The sequence below is a fragment of the Neoroseomonas soli genome (assembly GCF_018129065.1).
Classification (GTDB): Bacteria; Pseudomonadota; Alphaproteobacteria; order Acetobacterales; family Acetobacteraceae; genus Neoroseomonas; species Neoroseomonas soli.
In genome coordinates this window covers 1-18393 of record NZ_JAAEDM010000011.1, presented here as the reverse complement: position 1 = coordinate 18393, position 18393 = coordinate 1, and the positions used below count along the sequence as shown (strand labels likewise).

17 protein-coding genes are annotated in these 18393 nt (G+C 72.4%); 10 read left to right on the top strand and 7 right to left on the bottom strand.

All coding sequences use genetic code 11. The features are described from left to right. Positions 1-144: 144 nt before the first annotated feature. Complete coding sequence (locus tag GXW76_RS06420; protein ID WP_211861170.1) at positions 145-1119, top strand: Bug family tripartite tricarboxylate transporter substrate binding protein; 975 nt, start codon at positions 145-147, stop codon at positions 1117-1119. Positions 1120-1339: 220 nt separating this feature from the next. Here the strand turns inward: GXW76_RS06420 and GXW76_RS06415 are convergent, their stop codons facing one another. The 4 genes from GXW76_RS06415 to GXW76_RS06400 form a co-directional block, all read right to left on the bottom strand. Further along, on the bottom strand, positions 1340-1978 hold the full coding sequence (locus GXW76_RS06415; protein ID WP_211861169.1) for a glutathione S-transferase family protein: 639 nt from the start codon (positions 1976-1978) through the stop codon (positions 1340-1342). 148 nt (positions 1979-2126) lie between these two features. Next, positions 2127-3116 carry a tripartite tricarboxylate transporter substrate binding protein gene (locus tag GXW76_RS06410; RefSeq protein WP_211861168.1) on the bottom strand — a complete coding sequence of 330 codons (990 nt, stop codon included), beginning with the start codon at positions 3114-3116 and terminating at the stop codon, positions 2127-2129. Positions 3117-3121: 5 nt separating this feature from the next. Beyond that, the gene (locus tag GXW76_RS06405; RefSeq protein ID WP_211861167.1) at positions 3122-4114 is read right to left on the bottom strand and encodes a Bug family tripartite tricarboxylate transporter substrate binding protein; all 993 of its coding nucleotides are present in this window, start codon (positions 4112-4114) and stop codon (positions 3122-3124) included. A 98-nt stretch (positions 4115-4212) separates the two neighbouring features. Continuing rightward, positions 4213-5202 carry a Bug family tripartite tricarboxylate transporter substrate binding protein gene (locus GXW76_RS06400; RefSeq protein ID WP_211861166.1) on the bottom strand — a complete coding sequence of 330 codons (990 nt, stop codon included), beginning with the start codon at positions 5200-5202 and terminating at the stop codon, positions 4213-4215. A 155-nt stretch (positions 5203-5357) separates the two neighbouring features. On the opposite strand from GXW76_RS06400, the gene GXW76_RS06395 reads away from it, so the two are divergent. Continuing rightward, complete coding sequence (locus GXW76_RS06395) at positions 5358-7124, top strand: glucan ABC transporter ATP-binding protein/ permease (RefSeq protein WP_211861165.1); 1767 nt, start codon at positions 5358-5360, stop codon at positions 7122-7124. Between the two features lie 104 nt (positions 7125-7228). Here the strand turns inward: GXW76_RS06395 and GXW76_RS06390 are convergent, their stop codons facing one another. Beyond that, positions 7229-8329 carry a Bug family tripartite tricarboxylate transporter substrate binding protein gene (locus GXW76_RS06390; protein WP_246513976.1) on the bottom strand — a complete coding sequence of 367 codons (1101 nt, stop codon included), beginning with the start codon at positions 8327-8329 and terminating at the stop codon, positions 7229-7231. 241 nt (positions 8330-8570) lie between these two features. On the opposite strand from GXW76_RS06390, the gene GXW76_RS06385 reads away from it, so the two are divergent. Beyond that, positions 8571-9002: a CBS domain-containing protein gene (locus GXW76_RS06385; RefSeq protein WP_211861164.1), complete on the top strand. Its 432-nt coding sequence runs from the start codon at positions 8571-8573 to the stop codon at positions 9000-9002. Between the two features lie 36 nt (positions 9003-9038). Here GXW76_RS06385 and GXW76_RS25950 read toward each other — a convergent pair whose 3' ends face one another. Continuing rightward, complete coding sequence (locus tag GXW76_RS25950) at positions 9039-9167, bottom strand: hypothetical protein (RefSeq protein ID WP_272876026.1); 129 nt, start codon at positions 9165-9167, stop codon at positions 9039-9041. 118 nt (positions 9168-9285) lie between these two features. Then, the gene (locus tag GXW76_RS06380; RefSeq protein ID WP_211861163.1) at positions 9286-10248 is read right to left on the bottom strand and encodes a helix-turn-helix domain-containing protein; all 963 of its coding nucleotides are present in this window, start codon (positions 10246-10248) and stop codon (positions 9286-9288) included. A gap of 127 nt (positions 10249-10375) precedes the next feature. Between GXW76_RS06380 and GXW76_RS06375 the strand changes: the two genes are divergently transcribed. The 7 genes from GXW76_RS06375 to GXW76_RS06345 all read left to right on the top strand — a co-directional run. Then, complete coding sequence (locus GXW76_RS06375) at positions 10376-11128, top strand: SDR family oxidoreductase (RefSeq protein ID WP_211861162.1); 753 nt, start codon at positions 10376-10378, stop codon at positions 11126-11128. Between the two features lie 92 nt (positions 11129-11220). Further along, the gene (locus GXW76_RS06370; protein WP_211861161.1) at positions 11221-11709 is read left to right on the top strand and encodes a DUF1003 domain-containing protein; all 489 of its coding nucleotides are present in this window, start codon (positions 11221-11223) and stop codon (positions 11707-11709) included. Next, positions 11706-11876: a hypothetical protein gene (locus GXW76_RS06365; RefSeq protein ID WP_211861160.1), complete on the top strand. Its 171-nt coding sequence runs from the start codon at positions 11706-11708 to the stop codon at positions 11874-11876. The genes GXW76_RS06370 and GXW76_RS06365 overlap by 4 nt, the downstream gene beginning before the upstream one ends. A 115-nt stretch (positions 11877-11991) precedes the next feature. Next, positions 11992-12237 (top strand): hypothetical protein, encoded by a 246-nt coding sequence (locus tag GXW76_RS06360; protein ID WP_211861159.1) that lies wholly within the window; start codon positions 11992-11994, stop codon positions 12235-12237. A 70-nt stretch (positions 12238-12307) separates the two neighbouring features. Next, positions 12308-13876, top strand: coding sequence for a Na+/H+ antiporter (locus GXW76_RS06355; RefSeq protein WP_211861158.1), 1569 nt, complete (start codon positions 12308-12310; stop codon positions 13874-13876). Next, positions 13869-14075, top strand: coding sequence for a hypothetical protein (locus tag GXW76_RS06350; RefSeq protein WP_211861157.1), 207 nt, complete (start codon positions 13869-13871; stop codon positions 14073-14075). Before GXW76_RS06355 ends, GXW76_RS06350 begins: the two co-directional genes overlap by 8 nt. Then, a partial coding sequence (locus GXW76_RS06345) for a DUF4011 domain-containing protein (protein ID WP_211861156.1) occupies positions 14072-18393 on the top strand: 4322 nt, incomplete at its 3' end. The genes GXW76_RS06350 and GXW76_RS06345, both read left to right, overlap by 4 nt.

Here is an 18393-nt window from a genome sequence, read left to right as displayed (position 1 = left end):
ATCATGATTGAATTTGCGCCGGCGCTGGCGTAGCGCAGGTACCCTGCCGGGCGGCGCCGCCCCCCATGGCCTGCGCACAGGCACCGGGGCCCGCGCCGACCTGCGCCGGAACCGGCCCGGCACCCATGCATTCGGGGAGTCGACATGACCGCCATCACCCGCCGCGCCGCCCTCGGCGCCCTGCCGCTGCTCGCCGCTCCCGCCGCGCTGCGTGCCCAGCCCGCCTGGCCGAACCGTCCGGTCCGCTTCGTCGTACCCTTCCAGGCCGGCGGCGCCACCGATGTGACCGCGCGCGTGCTGGCCGAAGGCCTCGGTGCCGTGCTCGGCCAGCCCTTCATCGTGGACAACCGCGCCGGGGCCGGCGGCAATATCGGCGCCGACCTCGTCGCCAAGGCCGACCCGGACGGCCACACCATCCTGATGGGCACGATCGGCACCGCCTCGATCAACCAGTTCCTCTACCGCCGGATGCCCTTCAAGCCGGAAGACCTCGCCCCCGTCGCACTGGTGAGCCAGGTCGCCAACGGCATCATCGTGCACCCGAGCGTCCAGGCCACCACCCTGGCGGAACTCATCGCCGTGGCGAAGCGCGATCCCGGCGCGCTGAACTACGGCACGCCGGGCAACGGCACCTCGGGGCACCTCTCCGGCGAGTACCTCAAGACCCGTGCGGGCATCGACATGACCCACGTGCCCTTCCGCGGCACGGGTGGCGTGATCCCGGAACTGCTGGCCGGGCGCGTGCAGGTGGCGGTGGACAACCTGCCTTCCTACCTGCCGCTGATCAACAATGGCGAGCTTCGCCTGCTTGCCGTCACCTCGCGGGAACGCTGGTTCTCGGCGCCGAACGCGCCGACCGTGCAGGAAAGCGGCATCGACGGCTTCGAGGCCGTGGCCTGGTTCGGCGTGCAACTGCCCGCCCGCACCCCGGCGCCGATCGTCGAGCGCCTGTCCGCCGCCGTGCTGCAGACGGTCAACGATGTGGCCTTCCAGTCGAAGCTGCGCGAGGTCGGCAGCGAGCCGCGCCCACTCGGCCCGGCCGATTTCGCGCGCTTCATCGCTGCCGAGAGCACCAAGTGGCGCGAAGTGGTGCGTGCCTCCGGCGCCCAACTGGACTGATACGGGGCAGCGATCGCTGACTCGCGGTCGAGGGTCGTTGCCGCCCGTATCGCCATCGTCCCGCACGCGGCGGCCCCGACAGCCCCGCGTGCGGACATGCCCGGCAACCATGCCGGTGGCGTGATCCGCGCGGCAGGCGGCTCACGCCCGCCCGCCCGATCCGTCGAACGCGGCGGCCCGGCAAGGGGCGAAAGGCCGCCCCGCCGCCGCGCACGGGGCGCTATTCCAGCCGCGCCCCCTCCGGCTTCGTCATGCCGCGCTGCACGGCGGGCCGCGCGCCCACCTCCGCGAACCAGCGCGCCAGGTTGGGCGTCTCCTCGAGCCGCCGCGCCGCCCAGCCATGCCGCGCCACCCAGGGGAAGGCTGCGATGTCGGCGATGCCGTAGGCGTCGCCGCCGAGATGCTGCACCCGCGCCAGCCGCCCGTCGAGCAGCCGGTAGACCCGGTCCACCAGGGCAAGGCTGTGGGCGCGCGCCGCCTCCGGCTTCTCCGGCGCGAGTTCCGTCCAGTGATGCGCCTGGCCGGTGTAGGGGCCGAGCGAGGTCAGCGCGACCATCAGCCAGGCCATCGCCTCCGCCCGCGCGCGCGGCTCGCGCGGCAGCAGCATGCCCTGCGTCTCGGCGAGGTGGAGCAGGATCGCCCCGCTCTCGAAGAGCACCAGCGGCGGGCTGCCGTCCTCCGCCTCCTCCACCAGGATCGGCACCTTGCCGTAGGGGTTCAGCGCCAGGATCTCCGGCGCGAACTGCTCCCGCCGGCGGATGTTCACGCCGCGCACGGCGTAGTCGAGCCCGCATTCCTCCAGCATGACGGAGACGCGGTTCGAGTTCGGCGTGGCCCAGCCGTAGAAGGTGCGCCTCATCTGCCGCGTGTCTTCGGGCATGCGGCGGAGGGATCGCCGCCGGGCATGGCGCGCGCGCTCACTCGAGCGTCGCGCCTGAGGCGCGCACTCACTCGGGCATCGCGCCTGAGGCGCGCACTCACTCGGGCGTCGCGCCTGAGGCGCGCACTCACTCGAGCGTCGCGCCCGAGGCGCGCACCACCTCCGCCCATTTCTCGATCTCGGCCTTGATGAAGGTCTCGAAGGTTGCGGGCGTGGTGCCGCCGTCCGGCGTCAGGTTCGGCGGATCGGCGCCCAGCTCGGCGAGCTTCAGCCGCGTGCCCCGTTCCTTGCTGATGGCGTCGATCTCCGCGCCCAGCCGCTCGATCGCCGCGCGCGGGGTGCGGGCGGGCGCCTGCATGCCGAACCAGGCGGTCGCCTCGAAGCCGGGCACCACGGTCTCGGCCAGGGTCGGCACGTCGGGCAGGACGGAGGAGCGCACATGCCCTGTCACCGCCAGCGCGCGCAGCCGCCCGTCGCGGATGTGGCCAATGCAGGACGGGATGTTGTCCACCGAGGCCTCGAGCCGCCCGGCCACCGCCTCGATCAGCATCGGACCGGCGCCGCGGAAGGGGACGTGCGTCATGCGCGTGCCGGTGCGCAGCAGGAACATCTCCATCGACATGTGCGGGGAGCCGCCGCTGCCCGCGCTGCCGTAGTTGAGCTGCCCCGGCCGCGCCTTCGCCGCCGCCACCAGGTCCTGGATGGTGCGGATGGGCTGGGAGGGATGGACCATGATGACGTTGGGCACGCGCAGGTAGAGCCCGACGGCGGCCAGGTCCTCCGGCCTGTAGGGCATGCGCGCACCGAACAGCGCGTAGTTGATCGCGGCCGGCGAGACGGCGGTGCTCAACACCGTGTAGCCGTCCGGGGTGGCGCGGGCGACGGCCTCGGCGCCGATGTTGCCGGTGGCGCCGCCGCGGTTCTCCACCGGCACGGGCTGGCCGAGCCGCGCCTGCAGCCGCTCGGCGTAGATGCGCGCGGCGATGTCCGTGGTCCCGCCCGGCGGGAAGTTCACGATCATGCGGATGGGGCGGGAGGGATACGGCCCTTCCTGCCCGAGGGCGGGAAGCGGCAGCGTGGCGGCGGCGGCGGCAATCAGCGAGCGACGGCGCAGCATGGCGGTCACTCCACCCGGACGTTCGCGCGCGTGACGACATCCGTCCATTTCGCGATTTCCGCGCGCAGGAAGGCCGCGAAGGTCTCGGGGCTGGTGCCGCCATCCGGGGTCAGGCGCGGGGGCTCGGCGCCGACCGCTTCCATGCGCTGGCGGAAGGCGGGATCGAGCGCGATGGCATTGAGTTCGCGCCCCAGCATCTGCACCACCGGCGCCGGCGTGGCGGCGGGCGCCAGCACGCCGAACCAGGCGGTCGCCTCGAACCCGGGCAGGCCCTGCTCCGCCACCGTCGGCACGTCGGGCAGGGTCGGGTTGCGCTGCGCGCCGGTCGTGCCGATGGCACGGATCTTTCCTTCCCGGATGAAGGTCAGGGCCGAGGGAATGTTGTCCATCCCGATCTCGATGCGCTCGGCCATCATCTCGGTCAGCATCGGCGCGGAGCCGCGGAAGGGCACGTGGGTGATGTCGATGTTCGTGGCCAGCCGCAACTGCTCGACCACCACATGCGGGGATGTCGCGATGCCGGCGGTGCCGTAGTTGATCTGCCCCGGCCGCGCGCGGGCTTCCCGCACCAGGTCGGCGACGCTGCGGATGTTGGTGTTGTTCGCCGCCATCAGCACGTTGGGCACGCGCGTCATCAGCCCGACCGCCCGCAGGTCCTCGGGCTTGTAGGGCATGCGCTCGCGGAAGACGGGGAAATTGATGGCGCCGGTGCCGATGGTGGTCAGCAGCAGCGTGTGGCCGTCGGCCTCGCTGCGCGCGACGTATTCGGCGCCGACATTGCCCGAGGCGCCGGGCCGGTTGTCTACCACCACCTGGTGGTTCAGCCGCCGGCCCAGCATCTCCGCCGTCAGCCGGCCGACGAGGTCGGTGGTGCCTGCGGGCGTGAAGGGAATGACGAGGCGGATGGGGCGCGAGGGGAAGCCCTGCGCCCAGGCGAGGCGCGGCGCGGCGAGCGCGGCAGGCAAGGCGGCAAGCACGCTGCGGCGGGCGATACCCATGGTCGATTCCTTCCCGTCAGGGCGGAGCAGTCACGATGCGCTCCGCCTCATTGTCGGGACAGCCTAGACCATGCGGTGCCCGCCGCAATGCCGCGGCCTCAGTCCACCGTGATGTTGCCGCGCCGGACCACCTCGCCCCACTTGGCGATCTCGGCGGTGATGAAGGCCTGGAAGGTTTCCGGCGTGGAAAGCCCGTCCGGCGTCAGACCCGGCTTCATGCCGCCGAGATCGGCGAGCTTCTGCCACACCGCCGGGTCGGCGAGTGCGGCGTTGGTCTCCCGCGCGACGCGGTCGATGATGGCGCGCGGCGTGCGCGCCGGGGCGGCGATGCCGAACCAGGCGGTCGCCTCGACGGCGGGGAAGCCGGCCTCGGCGGTCGTCGGCACGTCGGGCAGGGTCGGCGTGCGCGTCGCGGTGGTGACGGCGAGCGGCCGCAGCCGCCCCTCGCGCAGGTGGCCGATGACGGAAGGCAGGTTGTCCACGCCCACCTCGACGCGCCCGGCGATGATCTCCTGGATCATCGGCCCGGCGCCGCGGAAGGGCACGTGCGTCATCTCGATCCCCGCCGCCTGCTTCAGCAACTCGCCGGTCATGTGCAGGGAGGTGCCGACGCCCGAGGAGCCGATGTTGAGCTTGCCCGGCTGCCGCTTCGCGAGGTCCACCAGTTCCCGCAGGTTCCGCACCGGCAGGTTGTTGTTGACGAAGATCGCGTTCGGCACCTTCACCACCAGCGCGACGGCGGCGAGGTCCTCCGGCCTGTGCGGCATGCGCGACCCGTAGAGGCCGAAGTTGATCGCCCCCGAGGACACGGTCTGCATCAGCAGCGTGTAGCCATCCGGTTCCGCCTTCGCGACCACGTCGGCGCCGATGTTGCCGCCCGACCCGCCCGGCCGGTTCTCCACCACCACCGACTGGCCGAGCCGGGTGGTCAGCGGCTCGATCAGCACGCGGGCGGCGAGGTCCGTGGTTCCACCCGGAGGGAAGCCGACGACGAGGCGAATGGGCCGCGAAGGCCAGGCCTGGGCGAAGGCGGGGCGGGCCAGTGGCGCAAGGGCGATTCCGCCCATGAGGGCGCGGCGGTCGATCATTCGTTTCTCCTCCCGGCGACCCGTGCGGCGGGTCGGTTCTTTCCGATGTGGAAAACTGGCCCGGCCGGGCGCCGGGATCAACCTCGCGCGCGCGCGCTGTCCCGATTAGTCTGGCGGCGGCCCTGGAGGGTGTGCGGGGCAGGGGGCGCGGATCGATGGGGTTCCTCAGTCTGTACGGGCGCGTGCTGTGGTTGCTCGGGCCCGATCGTTCGATGGCGGTCGGGCTCTCCGTGGCCGCACTGGCCCTGGCGGGGCTGCAGTTCCTCGAACCCGTGCTGTTCGGCCGCGTGGTGGACCTGCTCGCGCGCTCCGACCGCATGGAGTCGGCGGCGCTGTGGCAGGAGGCGACGACGCTGCTCGCCATCTGGGGCGCCGTCGGCTTCGCCGGCATCGCCGCCAATGTCGCCGTCGGCCTGTTTGCCGACCGCATGGCGCACCGCAACCGGCTCAAGGTGATGCACGACTACTTCCAGCACGTGCTCGCGCTGCCGCTGTCCTTCCACGGGGACACGCAGTCGGGCCGGCTGATGAAGATCATGCTGGTCGGCACCGACAACCTGTTCGGGTTGTGGCTCGGCTTCTTCCGCGAGCACATCATCACCTTCGTCTCGCTCATCGTGCTGCTGCCGCTGACCATGGCGATGAACTGGCGGCTGGGCGCGCTGCTCATCGTGCTTGTGGTCGTCTTCGCGGCCGTCTCCGCCTTCGTCATCCGCCGCACCCAGGACGCGCAGGCGCAGGTGGAGCAGTTCCATTCGCGCCTCGCGGGCAACGCGCAGGATGCGCTGTCCAACGTCGTCGTCGTGCAATCCTTCACGCGCCTGAATTCCGAGGCGCGGATGTTCGGCGACATCATCCGCCAGGTGCTCGACCACCAGTTCCCGGTGCTGAACTGGTGGGCGATCGTCGCGGTGCTGACGCGCGCGGCCTCGACGCTCTGCGTCATCGCCATCTTCGTCTACGGCACCGTCCTGCATGTGCGCGGCCAGGCGACGGTGGGCGAGATCGTCTCCTTCATGGGCTTCGCCACGCTGCTGATCGGGCGGCTGGAAAGCGCGATCGGCTTCGTCTCCCACATGGTCTTCGTGCAGCCGCGCATCGCGGAACTCTTCGGCGTGCTCGACGCCCGCTCGACGGTGCCGGAGGCGCCGAACGCGCTGGATGTCGGCCGCGCCGCCGGCACCGTCGCCTTCGAGGGCGTGGGCTTCGCCTATCCCGGCGGCCCGCCGATCCTGCGCGACGTCTCCTTCAGCGCCACGCCGGGCAAGACCATCGCCCTGGTCGGGCAGACCGGCGCGGGCAAGTCGACCGCCATGGCGCTGCTGCAACGCCTGTGGGACCCGGTGGAAGGGCGCATCACGCTGGACGGCCACGACCTGCGCGAGATCAGCCTGGAATCGCTCCGCCGCAACGTCGGCGTGGTGTTCCAGGAATCCATGCTGTTCAGCCGCACCATCCGGGAGAACCTCCTCATCGGCCGGCCCGACGCGACCCAGGCGGAGATCGAGGACGCCTGCCGCCAGGCCGAGGCGCACGAATTCATCATCCGCCAGCCCCAGGGCTACGACACGGTGGTGGGCGAACGCGGCTCGAACCTGTCGGGCGGGCAGCGGCAGCGCCTCGCCATCGCCCGCGCGCTCATCAAGAACCCGCCGGTGCTGATCCTCGACGAGGCGACCAGCGCCCTCGACGCCGCCACCGAGGCGCGGGTGCAGAAGGCGCTCTCGGCGCTGATGGCGGGGCGCACCACCTTCATCATCGCCCACCGTCTGTCCACCGTGCGGGAAGCGGACGAGATCCTGGTCTTCGACGGCGGCCGCGTCGCCGAACGCGGGCCCTTCGCGGAGCTCGTGGCGATGGATGGGCGCTTCGCGGAATTGGTGCGGACGCAGCTCGCGGGCGGGGCGGTGCCGGCGCACTGAAGGCGACCGGTCGTGCGGGGCGCCCGTCCGCGGCGTCGCGCAGCGGCCGATGCCGGCCGTCCCGTGCCGCCAGGCACCGGACGACCGGCATCGTGGCGCGCCGTTCAGCCGGCCAGCAATCCCAGCCGCCCCAACACCGCGCGGTTCTGTTCGACGATGCGCGCGACGCTCGCCGCGTAGTCGCGCGGCCCGAGGTAATCCACTTCCATGTCCGCCGACGCCAGGACGGCGAGGTGCGCCGGGTCGTTCAGCGAATCGCGGAAGGCGTCGTGCAGGGTCGCGACGACGTTCGCCGGCAGGTTCTTCGGGCCGGCGAAGCCGTAGGGACCGGTCTGGACGATGTCCACGCCGAGTTCCTTCAGCGTCGGCACATCCGGAAAGCTCGCGAGCCGGCGCGGGCCCCACGAGCACAGCGCCCGCATCTGCCCGTTGCGGACGAACTCCGTCCAGCCGCTGCCCGACATGGCGGTGATGGTGCCGTTGATGACGGCCGTGATGGACTCATGCCCGCCGCGGTAGGGAACATTCGTCATCTCCACGCCGAAATGCTCGGCGATCCGCTCGGTCGTGAGATGCGGGACGCCGCCGACGCTGGTCGAGCCATAGCTGACACGCCCCGGATTCTTCCGGGCATGCTCGATGAGATCCGCAAGCGTCCGGAACGGGCTGTCGGCCCGCACGGCGATGCCGAAGACATAGCCGGTGATCTGGATGATCCAGCTGAAGTCGTTCACCGGATCGAACGGCGCATTGCGTTGCTGCAAGGGATAGCTGAACACATTGGACGGCATCTGGCTGAGCAGATGCCCGTCCGGCGAGCGGTCGTTCACCAGCGCCATGGCGCCGAGGATGGCGCCGCCGCCCGATCGGTTCTCGATCACGATGGGCTGCCCCAGGCGGCGTGACGCGGCGTCGCACAGCGCGCGCATCTGGAGATCGGTCCCGCCCCCGGGCGCGAAGGGAATGATCATCCGCAAGGGGCGATTGGGGAAGGCTGGCTGCGCGCGGACCGCGGGGGCGGCGAGAAGGCCCGCGCCCGCCGCCAGGATCGCCCTGCGCCGCGGGCCGTTGATCGAAGTCACCGGTGTGTTTCCTCCTTTGGGGCTTGGCCGAAACGTCGAGGAGCAGCGCCTGGCGATGACCATGCGATGCATCCTGGTTGGCCTCAGATGTACGATCATCATGCTAACCTGCCGCGCCGGCAACCACCGCGGCGGGTGCCGGCCAGGCCGACGGCGCCGTGGCCCCGCATCGTTCGGCCCGGACGCTGGCGGCCTTCCCCTTCGCTGCGCTTCTTTCCTTGCGTCGTGCCGTCCCGGGCTGGCAGGCTCGCGCATTGGTTGCGCGGACGGGGCTCGCCGGACCCTCGCCTCGCCACACTCCCGGCGCGTCCCGTCATCGCGCCCCGCCTGCCCCCCGGCCGGCGGCGGAAAGGAGGGAGCAGACATGACCATTCAGGCCATCCTGCGTCAGAAGGGCAGCGACGTGTTCTCCGTCGGCCCGGGTGAGGACGCAGTGACCATCGCCCAGACCCTGTCGCAGCACCGCATCGGCGCCGCGCTGGTGCGTGATGCGGAAGGCAAGGTCCTGGGCATCGTCAGCGAGCGCGACATCGTCCGCGCCGTCGCGCGGGAGGGCACCGCCGCGCTGGCCCACACCGCACGCGACCTGATGACGAGCGAGCTCATCACGGTGCGCGCCAGCACGCACATCGCCGAGGCCTTCGCGCTGGTGACCACCCATCGCTGCCGGCACCTCCCCGTCATCGAGGAGGAGCGGCTGCTCGGCATGGTCTCGATCGGCGACCTGGTGAAGGCGCGCATCGAGCAGGCGGAGCAGGAGGCCGAGTCGCTGCGGGCTTTCGTCACCGCGGCGTAGTGCGGCCTGCCGGACCGGGGTGCGGCGGCGCCCCGGTCACACCGGCCCGGCCATGAAGCCCGGGTCGCGGCTGAGCCGCAGTCGTTCCTCCTCGGCCGGGCAGAGTGGCGGCGCGAGCAGCGCCAGGATGACCACGCCGGCCGCGAGCACGATGAAACCGAGCATCTTCTGGACCCTCCACCGGCCGGGCGGCTGATCGCCCGGTCCGTGGCGGGAAGCATCCCCATCCGACCGATGCGCGGTCAGGCGCGGCAGGCGGCGCCGGGAGGCGCATCGCGATGCGTCACGACGGTTCCGCCGCCACGCCGAAGGCAGCGCGGATGCAGGCCAGCGCCTCGCGCTGCGGTGCGCGCGCCGCATCCTCGTCGCGCCAGGCGCCAAGCGTCCAGGCATCGCGGAGTTCGAGCAGCAGCCAGTTCGGCCCGGGCGCCTCGGCAGGCGGCATCGCGAAGGCCGCGAGCAGCGCCGGCGGCAGGCGCCGCTCCCAGCCTTCGCGGGCGAGGTCGTTGGCGCGGGCGATCGCGGCTGCGAAGCCTTCCTCATCCGGCTCCGGGCCGAGGCGGAACAGCATCGCCCGCGTGCTGAACAGGGCCGCGACGGCGGTGTTGCGCCGCCCGCTCAACAGGCCGTCGAGGATCAGCGCCGGCTGCTCGACCACGCCCTGCACGACGAGCATCGACAGCGCATCCCGGCGGGCGACGGATTCCATCACCGCCCAGAGCCGTCCGGCCAGGGCGAAGGCGGCGCCACGGTTATGCAGCATCATGCCATTCGAGTACTCGACCTGCAGCGTCGGCGCGCCGGCCTCGCGCCAGATGCGCAGCGGCACGCAGAAGATGCGGCCGCCATTCGCCGGTGAGGCGAAGGCCAGCGCCCAGAGGCCGGCATACATCGGGTCCGTCCGCGCGCGAGTCCCTGCCGTCCAGTCCAGCACGCCGGGCAGGAGGGGGGCGGGCGTGGCGCCCGGTGACGGCGGCGCCCGCGACGGGAGGCCGAGCCGCGAAGCGAACGCCGCCGCCGGCAGCGCCCAGTCGGCCCGGGAGAAGCCCGCCACCTCCTGCGCCAGCGCGGCGCTGAGCGCGGAGAGGGTGTGATCGCTCGGATGCAAGGCGCCGTTCAGCCAGCGGGCGACGACCGACTTGTCCACCCCGGCGCGCTGCGCCACCTGCGCACGGGACAGGTTCGCCCGGTCCAGCAGCAGCCGGAGCTTCTCGGCGAAAGCGTCGATCTCGGGGCCGCGCGGCATGGCACCTGCCCTTAAGCGGTACCAGCATGCCGGCGGCCACGCTGCCGCTCAAGCGTGCCCGCGCCATCGCCGCGGGCCCGCCGCCATGGCAGGCTGGCCCCGGCGTCACCGCAGAGGAGCCTGGCCCATGGACCTGCAACTGACCGGCAAGATCGCCCTTGTCACCGGTGCCTCGGTCGGCCTCGGCCGTGTCATCGCGAAGACCCTGGCGGCGGAGGGCTGCCGCCTCGCCATCCTCGCCCGCCGCCGCGCGCTGCTCGAGAGCCTGGCGGCCGAACTGCCGCCCGGCGCCACGCCGCTGGTCATCGAGCAGGACATCACCGCCCCCGACGCCGCCCCGCGCATCCGCGATGCCGTCCTCGGCCATTTCGGCCGCTGCGACATCCTGGTGAACAATGCCGGCGGTTCCCGCCCGCAGGCCGACCTCGGCAGCGACGAGGTCTGGCAGGAGGCGATGCTGCTCAACTTCGAGGCCGGCCGCCGCGTCACCCATGCCCTGATCCCGGCCATGCAGGCGCAGAAATGGGGCCGCATCGTGAGCCTGACGGGCACGGACGAACCCTTCTCGATCAACCCCGCCAATGCCCCGAACGGCGCCGTGCACATCTGGTCCAAGGCGCTGTCCCGCACGCTGGGGAAGGACGGCATCACGGTGAATTGCGTGCCGCCGGGCCGCATCCATTCCGAGCAGATCGACACCCGCATCATGCCGACGCCGGAGGCCCGGCAGGCATGGGCGGAGAAGGAGGTGCCGGTCGGCTACATTGGCGAGCCCCTGGACCTCGCCGTGCTGGTCGCCTTCCTGTGCTCGCCGCTCGCCCGCTACATCACCGGCCAGGTGATCCACGTGGATGGCGGAACGCTCCGCTCCAGCCATTGAGCCGGCCCGCCCGCGGGGCCACCTTGGCCCGGCCGGACGGTGACGGGGACTCGGCGATGAACCAGCAGACGGCCACAAACGGGGTGCGGCACATGGCCCCCACCTACCGGCAGCACCTGCGCGCGACCATCGCGCGGGCCCGGAAGCGGCGCCGCACCCTGGGGCCGGCACCGCGGCCGCCCTTCGGTGCAGCACTGGCCGATGCCGTCGCCGCGATCGTCGGCTCCTGGCGGTTCATCATGATCCAGACCGGGATGATCTCGGCCTGGATCCTGGGCAACGCCCTGTTCGGCTCCGGCTCCTGGGATCCCTATCCCTTCATCCTGCTGAACCTGCTGCTGTCCTTCCAGGCGGCCTACACCGCGCCGGTCATCATGATGAGCCAGAACCGCCAGGCGGATGTGGACCGCGACCGCGCTCTCGCCGACTATCAGGTGAACATCCGCGCCGAGGCGGAGATCGCCCTGCTGCACGAGAAGATCGACCTGATGCGCGAGCGGGAATTGCTGGAACTGACGCAGCTGCTCAAGGCCGCCCTGGCACGGATCGATTCGATGGAGGGGCGGGGGGCCTCGGCATGATCAACCTCGTCGTCCGGCTTCTGCTGGCGGCCGGGGGCAGCATCGCCGCGCTGTTCGTGGCGAAGGACAGCCCGAATTTCGGCGTGGTGCAGGGCATGCTGTCCACCGTCGTGCTGGTCTGCGCCGTGGGCTTCGTCGTGCTGTGGCGCTGGCGGAAGGACGAATAGGGGCGCGCCCGCCGCGCCAATTGCGCGAGGTCAAGGCGGTTTCGCCCCGCGGTGCCGTCATCTGGGGGCGGTCGCGCGGGCAGGCCCGCACGGCCGCCCTTCCCGGAGTCCCGCCGTGGAACAAGCCGGACCGGTATCCCCCATCCTGCTCGTCCTGGGCGAGGTGGCCCTGTTCGCCCTGGTGGCGCTGCTGGTCGCGGCGGCCGTGTTCCTCCCGATGATCATGAGGGCGCTCGACACCGACCGGCGCAGCTCGGCTGACCGTTTCCTCGATTACGTCTACAGCATGGACTTCCTCGTCCGGGTGCTGATCACGCTCGGGATCCTGATCTTCTTCCTGCCGCAACTCGGCATGAAATGAGGGGCAGGGGCAGGACCCCGCCACTGCCGCCGCTTCCCATGCGGCCCAGTCCTTGGCACTTTCCGCCGCCATGCCGATCGTCGAAGCGCTGCTGGCACTGATCGCGGTCTGCATCGGCTTCGCGCTGGTGGCCCGGCGGGCGCGGCTGCCCTATGCCGTGGTGCTGGTGCTCGGCGGCATGGCGATCGCCTTCATCCCCGGCGCGCCCAATGTCGAGCTCGACCCCGAGATCGCGCTCGCCTTCTTCCTGCCGCCGCTGCTGCAGGCCAGCGCCTACCGGACCGACTGGCGGGCCTTCAAGGGCAATATCCGGCCGATCCTCTTCCTCGCCGTCGGCGCGGTGCTCTTCACCGCCTTCTGCATCGCGGTGACCGCCGTGGCGCTGATCCCGTGGCTGCCCTTCTCGGCCGCGATCGCCCTCGGCGCCATCGTCGCGCCGCCGGATGCCGTTGCCGCCGGGGCCGTGCTGCACCGCCTGCGGCTGCCCAAGGGCATCGTGGCGGTGCTGGAAGGCGAGAGCCTGGTGAACGACGCCGCCGCGCTGGTGCTCTATCGCCTCGCGGTGGCGGCGACGATCGCCGGGGCGTTTTCCTGGGCCGAGGCGGGGATCTCCTTCATCGCGCTGGCCATCGGCGGGGCGGCGATCGGCTGGGCGGTGGGCCGCGGCGCCATCATCGCGATCCGGCGGCTCGAGGACACGCTGCTCGAGACCGCGATGTCCTTCATCGCCTGCTTCGCGTCCTTCTTCGCCGCGGAATTCGTCCATGTCTCGGGCGTGATCGCGGTGGTGACGACGGGCTTCGTGCTCGGCCACGCGCAGCACGGGCTTTCGGCGCGCACGCGGCGGGAATCCCGCGTGGTCTGGGATTTCATCGAGTTCGTGATGAACAGCCTGGTGTTCATCCTGATCGGACTGCAACTCAACGAGATCCTGGGCCGGATGGACGCCTACGGCGCGTGGACGCTGGCGTGGTTCGCCGTGGTGCTCTCCCTGGTGCTGATCGTCTCGCGCTTCGTCTGGGTCTTCCCGGCCTCGCTGATACCGCGGCTCATCCCCGCCCTCGGGCGCTTCGGCTCGGCCAGGCCCTGGAGCCACACCACCATCATCGCCTGGTGCGGCATGCGGGGGGTGGTCTCGCTCGCCGCCGCGCTCGCCCTGCCCGTGACCTTTCCCGAGCGTGACCTCATCGTCTTCCTGGCCTTCTGCGCCATCCTCGCGACGCTGGTGGTGCAGGGCACCACGCTCCAATTGGTGATCTGGCGGCTCGGCGTGGAGGAGAAGCGCCGGCCGGGCATGGGCATCGAGGAAGCCGCCGCGCGCACCCTCATCGCCCATGCATCCCTGCGCGAGATGGAACGCCGCGCCGAAGACATCCTGGCCGGCGCCATCGCCCACGACCTGTTGCCGGAATACCGCGACCGCGTGCGCCTGCTCGACGGCATCAACCAGGGTGCGATCGCCGCTGAGCGCGCCGCCCGCCTCGAGCACCGGCTGCACGCGCTGCGCGCGGGCCGCGCCCGCCTGCTGCGCCACCACGCCGAGGACGGGCTGGAGGAAGAACTGATGGCCCGGCTGACCGAGGAACTCGACCTCGAGGAACTCCGCCTCCGTCGCCTGCTCGGCGCGGAGCATGGCTGAACCCCGCCTTCGCGCCGCCGCCGGCGTGGCCCTCGTCGCGGCCTCCGTCGCGCTGCCCGCGGCCCTGCTGCTTCTCGGCCATCTGTCGTGGGGCTCGGCGTTGTTCGGCGCCTTGGGCCTGCTTCTTTGGTATCCCATCGATCGCCTCATCCTCGCCGCGCTCGAAACGCGCCGGCGGACAGACCAGGACCGGACATGACCGATCTCCGCCAGGCCCTCGAGGACGCCCGCCGCGCCCTGCTCGACCTGTCCACCCGCAACCGCCTGCTGTCCCTGCCGAAGCCGGGGCGGTCGCGCGGGGTGGTCATTCTCGACGACGAGGATGCCGACTTCGTGGTGGGTGCGCTCGCCGCCGGCCGCGCCTTCGGCTTCGAGGCCGCGGGGGAGGAAGCGCCCGAACCACCGCCCGCCCCCGAGGAAGGCAAGCCCCGCCGCACCCGCCGCCGCAACACCAAGGCCGCCGCCAAGGCCGAGGGCGTCACGAAGGCCGACGACAAGGCCACCCGCGAGGAATGGCAGCGCGACGACTGCCTGCGCGTCCGCCTGCCGCCGCCCGACCTCGCCCGCCGCCTGCGCGACCTGATGACGGATGCGCGCACTGCGCGCGAGGAGACGGGCGTGCCGACGCTCTACCTCGCCCTCGGCGCGCTGGTGTGGCGCGACCCCGCGACGCCCGAGACGGAGCGCCGCGCCCCGCTCGCCCTGCTGCCGGTGGCGCTCGAGAGGGAAGGGGTCTCGCAGACCTTCCGCCTGCGCGCGACCGCGAACGAGGTCGCCGAGAACCTCTCCCTGCGCGAGCTGCTGAAGGTCAACTTCACCACCGCGCTGCCCGAATTCGACCCCGACACCTACAACCCCACGAGCTGGGCCGAGGCCGTGGCAGCGGCGGTGAAGGATCGCGCCGACTGGTCGGTGGATGCGGACGGTCTCGCCCTCGGCCTGTTCTCGTTTGCAAAGTTCCTGATGTGGCGTGACCTGGGGCCGGAGGAGAATCCCGGCCTCGCCGACCACCCGCTGGTGCGTTCCCTCGTCGGCGGAGACCCGCTCTCCGCCCCGCCCACCTTCCCCGACGACGCCGATGTGGACGAGGCGATCCCGGTCGAGCGCCTCGACCACGTCATGGACATGGACGGGTCCCAGGCGCTGGCGGCCGAGAGCGTGCGCCGCGGCGGCCATGTCGTCATCCAGGGCCCGCCCGGCACCGGCAAGTCGCAGACCATCGCGACCATCCTCGCGCAGGCGGTGCTGGATGGACGCTCCGTCCTGTTCGTCGCCGAGAAGCTTGCCGCGCTGGAGGTGGTGAAGCGACGGCTGGAGCAGATCGGACTCGGCGCCGCCTGCCTCGAACTGCACAGCGAGAAGCAGTCGAAGCGCGCGGTGCTGGATGAACTCCGCGCGACCCTCGCCCTGCCGCCGCCACCCAAGCCGAACCGCCAGGCGGTGGTGGAACGCCTGGCCACGCTGCGCGGCCGTCTCAACCGCCACGCCGCGGCGATGCGCGCCACGGCGGGCGCCTCGGGCGTCCCGCTGCACCAGGTGATCGGCACGCTGGTCGGACTGCGCCGCAAGGGCGTGGCGGTGCCGGACTTCACCCTCGACCCTGCTGCCTGGGACGGCGCGACGATCGCCGCGAAGCGCGACGCGGTGCGCGACCTCGCCGCGCGCGCGGTGGAAGCGGACGGCGCCAGCAATCCCTGGCGCGGCGTGACGGCGGATCTCGGCCCGGCGGATGCCGACCGGCTGATGGCACGCCTGCCAGGCTGGATCCGTGCCTTCGCCGCGGCCGGTGCGGCTCTGTCCACGGCTGGTGGCACGGCGCCCGGACCTTCCGTCGTCGCAGCGCGCCTGCGCTCCGCCGCCGCGCTGCGCGAGGCGCCGGCGCACGACAAGGACGCGATGCGCTCCGCCGCCTGGCGCGCCGATCCCGCGCCGCTGGTGGCGCTGACCGAGGCCGTCGCCAACCTCGCCATCGCGAAGCGCGACCCGCGCCTGAAGCCCGGCGCGCTCGACGTGACGGGGCTGGAGGAGGCGCGCGGGACGCTCGCCGCGTCCGGCGGCTTCTTCGGCTTCCTGAATTCCGGCCGCCGCGCGGCGCAGGAGGTCGCGTCCCGCATCGCCCGCGACGGCGCCGATCCCGTCGCGGCGCTGGATGCCGCCATCGCCGGCCAGGCCGCGCGCGCCCGCGTGCGCGGCGGCAATGCCCTCGGCGCCGCCGCCTTCGGACGGCTGTGGCTGGGGGAGGACACCGACCCTTCGGTCATGTCCGCCCTGATCCTCTGGCGCCAGAAGCATGGACCCGAGGCTGCCGCCGCGCTCGCCGAGGAGACGCCCGCCGCCGACGCCGCCGTGCTCGAGGCCGGAGCTGCGGCATGGGAGGAGTTGAAGCAGGCCACGGCCCTCGATCCCGCCGCCGCCTTCGGCGCATCGGATCCGTCCTTCGCCGCGCTCGCGGAGCGCCTCGGCGAATGGGCCATGCGACCCGAGGCCTTGCCGCTCTGGCAGGGCTGGCGCCGCGCGCTGGCGGAAGCCCAGGGCCTCGGCCCGGTGGTGGAGCGCCTGCAGGACGGCCGCCTCGTGCCCGAGGCCGCCGAGGACGCCTTCGCCTACGCCCTGCATGAGGGCCTGCTGCGCGCGGCCAGCGCGCAGTTTCCCGACCTCGCCACCTTCGACGCCGCCGGCTATGACCGCCTGGTCACCGAGTTCCGCGAAGCCGATCGCGCCCGCATCGCCCTGACCCGCGCCGAGGCCGCGCGCGCGCATGCGGAACGCGTGAAGCAGGTGCGCGACGGCATGCCCGGCATGACCGTGATCCGCGGCGAGATGGAGAAGAAGCGCGGCCACCTGCCGGTGCGCGAATTGCTGCTGCGTGCCGCGCCCGCGGTGCAGGCGGCGAAGCCCATCTTCATGATGAGCCCGCTGTCCGTCGCGCAGTTCCTCGCGCCGCCGCACGGGCTGCGCCCTGGCCTCACCTTCGACCTGCTGGTGATGGACGAGGCCTCGCAGATCGAACCCGTCGATGCGCTCGGCGCCATCGCGCGCTGCCGGCAGGTCGTCGTCGTCGGCGACGACCGCCAGATGCCGCCGACGCGCTTCTTCCAGCGCATGACCGGCGAGGAGGACGACACGGCGCCGGAGGACGCGCCCGATTCCGTCGCCGCCCGCGACGTGGAGAGCATCCTCGGCCTGTGCAACGCGCGCGGCGTGCCCTGCGCCCTGCTGCGCTGGCACTACCGCTCGCGGCACGAGAGCCTGATCGCGACGAGCAATGCCGAGTTCTACGGGAACCGGCTGCTCGTGCTGCCTTCGCCGCGCCCGCGCTCGGCCGAGCTTGGCCTGTCCCTGGTGCGCGTGGACGGTGCCTGGGAGACGGGCGAGGGCGTCAACCGGGCGGAAGCGGAAGCCGTCGCGGAGGCGGTGATGCGCCACGCGAGGCAGACCCCGGGCGACACGCTCGGCGTCGCGGCGTTCTCCATCAAGCAGCGCGACGCGATCATGGATGCAATCGAGGCCGCGCGCCGCGCCGACCCCTCCGCCGACGCCTTCTTCACCGCGCGCGAGGACGAGCCCTTCTTCGTCAAGAACCTCGAGAACGTGCAGGGCGACGAGCGCGACGCGATCCTCATCTCGGTCGGCTACGGCCGCGACAAGGACGGCCGGCTCGCCATGCGCTTCGGCCCGCTTTCCGCCGAGGGCGGCGAGCGACGGCTGAACGTTCTCATCACCCGCGCGAAGAAGCGTTGCGTCGTCTTCTCCGGCATCGGCGCGGACGACATCGACCTCGAGCGCGCCTCCGGACGCGGCGTCGCGGCGCTCAAGACCTTCCTCGCCTTCGCCGCGGCACCTGCCGCGCCGCCGCGCGGCGGCGGGGAGGGCGTGGGCGGCGCGATCACCGAGGCGATCTCCGCGGCGGTGCGCGAGGCAGGCAAGGAACCGGTGCCGCATGTCGGCCTCGCGGGCCTCTTCCTCGACGTCGCCGCGCGCGGCGAGCAGGGCTACGAGCTCGGCATCGAGGCCGATGCCGGCGACTGGTCCGCGCTGCGCTGCGCGCGCGACCGCGAGCGCGGCCGTCCGGCGGCGCTGGAGATGATGGGCTGGCGCCTCGCGCGCGCCTGGTCGCTCGCCTGGTATGCGCGGCCGGAGGCGGAGGCGGCGAAGGTCAAGGCCGCCCTCAGCGCCGCGCCCGCGGCTTCCCCCGCCGCCGCGCCCCCGCCTGCGGCGCCCCCCGTTCCTGGCCTCGCCGAGCCCTATCGCGAGGCCGCGCCCGCGCTGCCGGAAGGCCTGCCCCCTGCGGAGATCCCGCCCGCGACCCTGGCCGCCGCGATCGGGGAGATCGTCGCGGTGGAAGCGCCGATCACGCCCGACAGCCTCGCCGAGCGCCTGCGCCTGCTGGCGGGGCGGGAGGCGCTGACGCCACAGGACAGGGACGCGCTACGCCATGCCCTCGCGGCCGCGCGCGCGCAGCACGGCGTGACCGAGGCGGCGGGGCTGCTGGCGACCGCGGCGACGAAGGTCGTCCC

Bases quoted from the DNA above. Each gene is read 5' to 3' on its own strand.
- GXW76_RS06420 (WP_211861170.1), top strand. From the start codon at position 145: ATGACCGCCATCACCCGCCGCGCCGCCCTCGGCGCCCTGCCGCTGCTC.
- GXW76_RS06415 (WP_211861169.1), bottom strand. From the start codon at position 1,978: ATGAGGCGCACCTTCTACGGCTGGGCCACGCCGAACTCGAACCGCGTC.
- GXW76_RS06410 (WP_211861168.1), bottom strand. From the start codon at position 3,116: ATGCTGCGCCGTCGCTCGCTGATTGCCGCCGCCGCCGCCACGCTGCCG.
- GXW76_RS06405 (WP_211861167.1), bottom strand. From the start codon at position 4,114: ATGGGTATCGCCCGCCGCAGCGTGCTTGCCGCCTTGCCTGCCGCGCTC.
- GXW76_RS06400 (WP_211861166.1), bottom strand. From the start codon at position 5,202: ATGATCGACCGCCGCGCCCTCATGGGCGGAATCGCCCTTGCGCCACTG.
- GXW76_RS06395 (WP_211861165.1), top strand. From the start codon at position 5,358: ATGGGGTTCCTCAGTCTGTACGGGCGCGTGCTGTGGTTGCTCGGGCCC.
- GXW76_RS06385 (WP_211861164.1), top strand. From the start codon at position 8,571: ATGACCATTCAGGCCATCCTGCGTCAGAAGGGCAGCGACGTGTTCTCC.
- GXW76_RS25950 (WP_272876026.1), bottom strand. From the start codon at position 9,167: ATGCTCGGTTTCATCGTGCTCGCGGCCGGCGTGGTCATCCTGGCGCTG.
- GXW76_RS06380 (WP_211861163.1), bottom strand. From the start codon at position 10,248: ATGCCGCGCGGCCCCGAGATCGACGCTTTCGCCGAGAAGCTCCGGCTG.
- GXW76_RS06375 (WP_211861162.1), top strand. From the start codon at position 10,376: ATGGACCTGCAACTGACCGGCAAGATCGCCCTTGTCACCGGTGCCTCG.
- GXW76_RS06370 (WP_211861161.1), top strand. From the start codon at position 11,221: ATGGCCCCCACCTACCGGCAGCACCTGCGCGCGACCATCGCGCGGGCC.
- GXW76_RS06365 (WP_211861160.1), top strand. From the start codon at position 11,706: ATGATCAACCTCGTCGTCCGGCTTCTGCTGGCGGCCGGGGGCAGCATC.
- GXW76_RS06355 (WP_211861158.1), top strand. From the start codon at position 12,308: ATGCCGATCGTCGAAGCGCTGCTGGCACTGATCGCGGTCTGCATCGGC.
- GXW76_RS06350 (WP_211861157.1), top strand. From the start codon at position 13,869: ATGGCTGAACCCCGCCTTCGCGCCGCCGCCGGCGTGGCCCTCGTCGCG.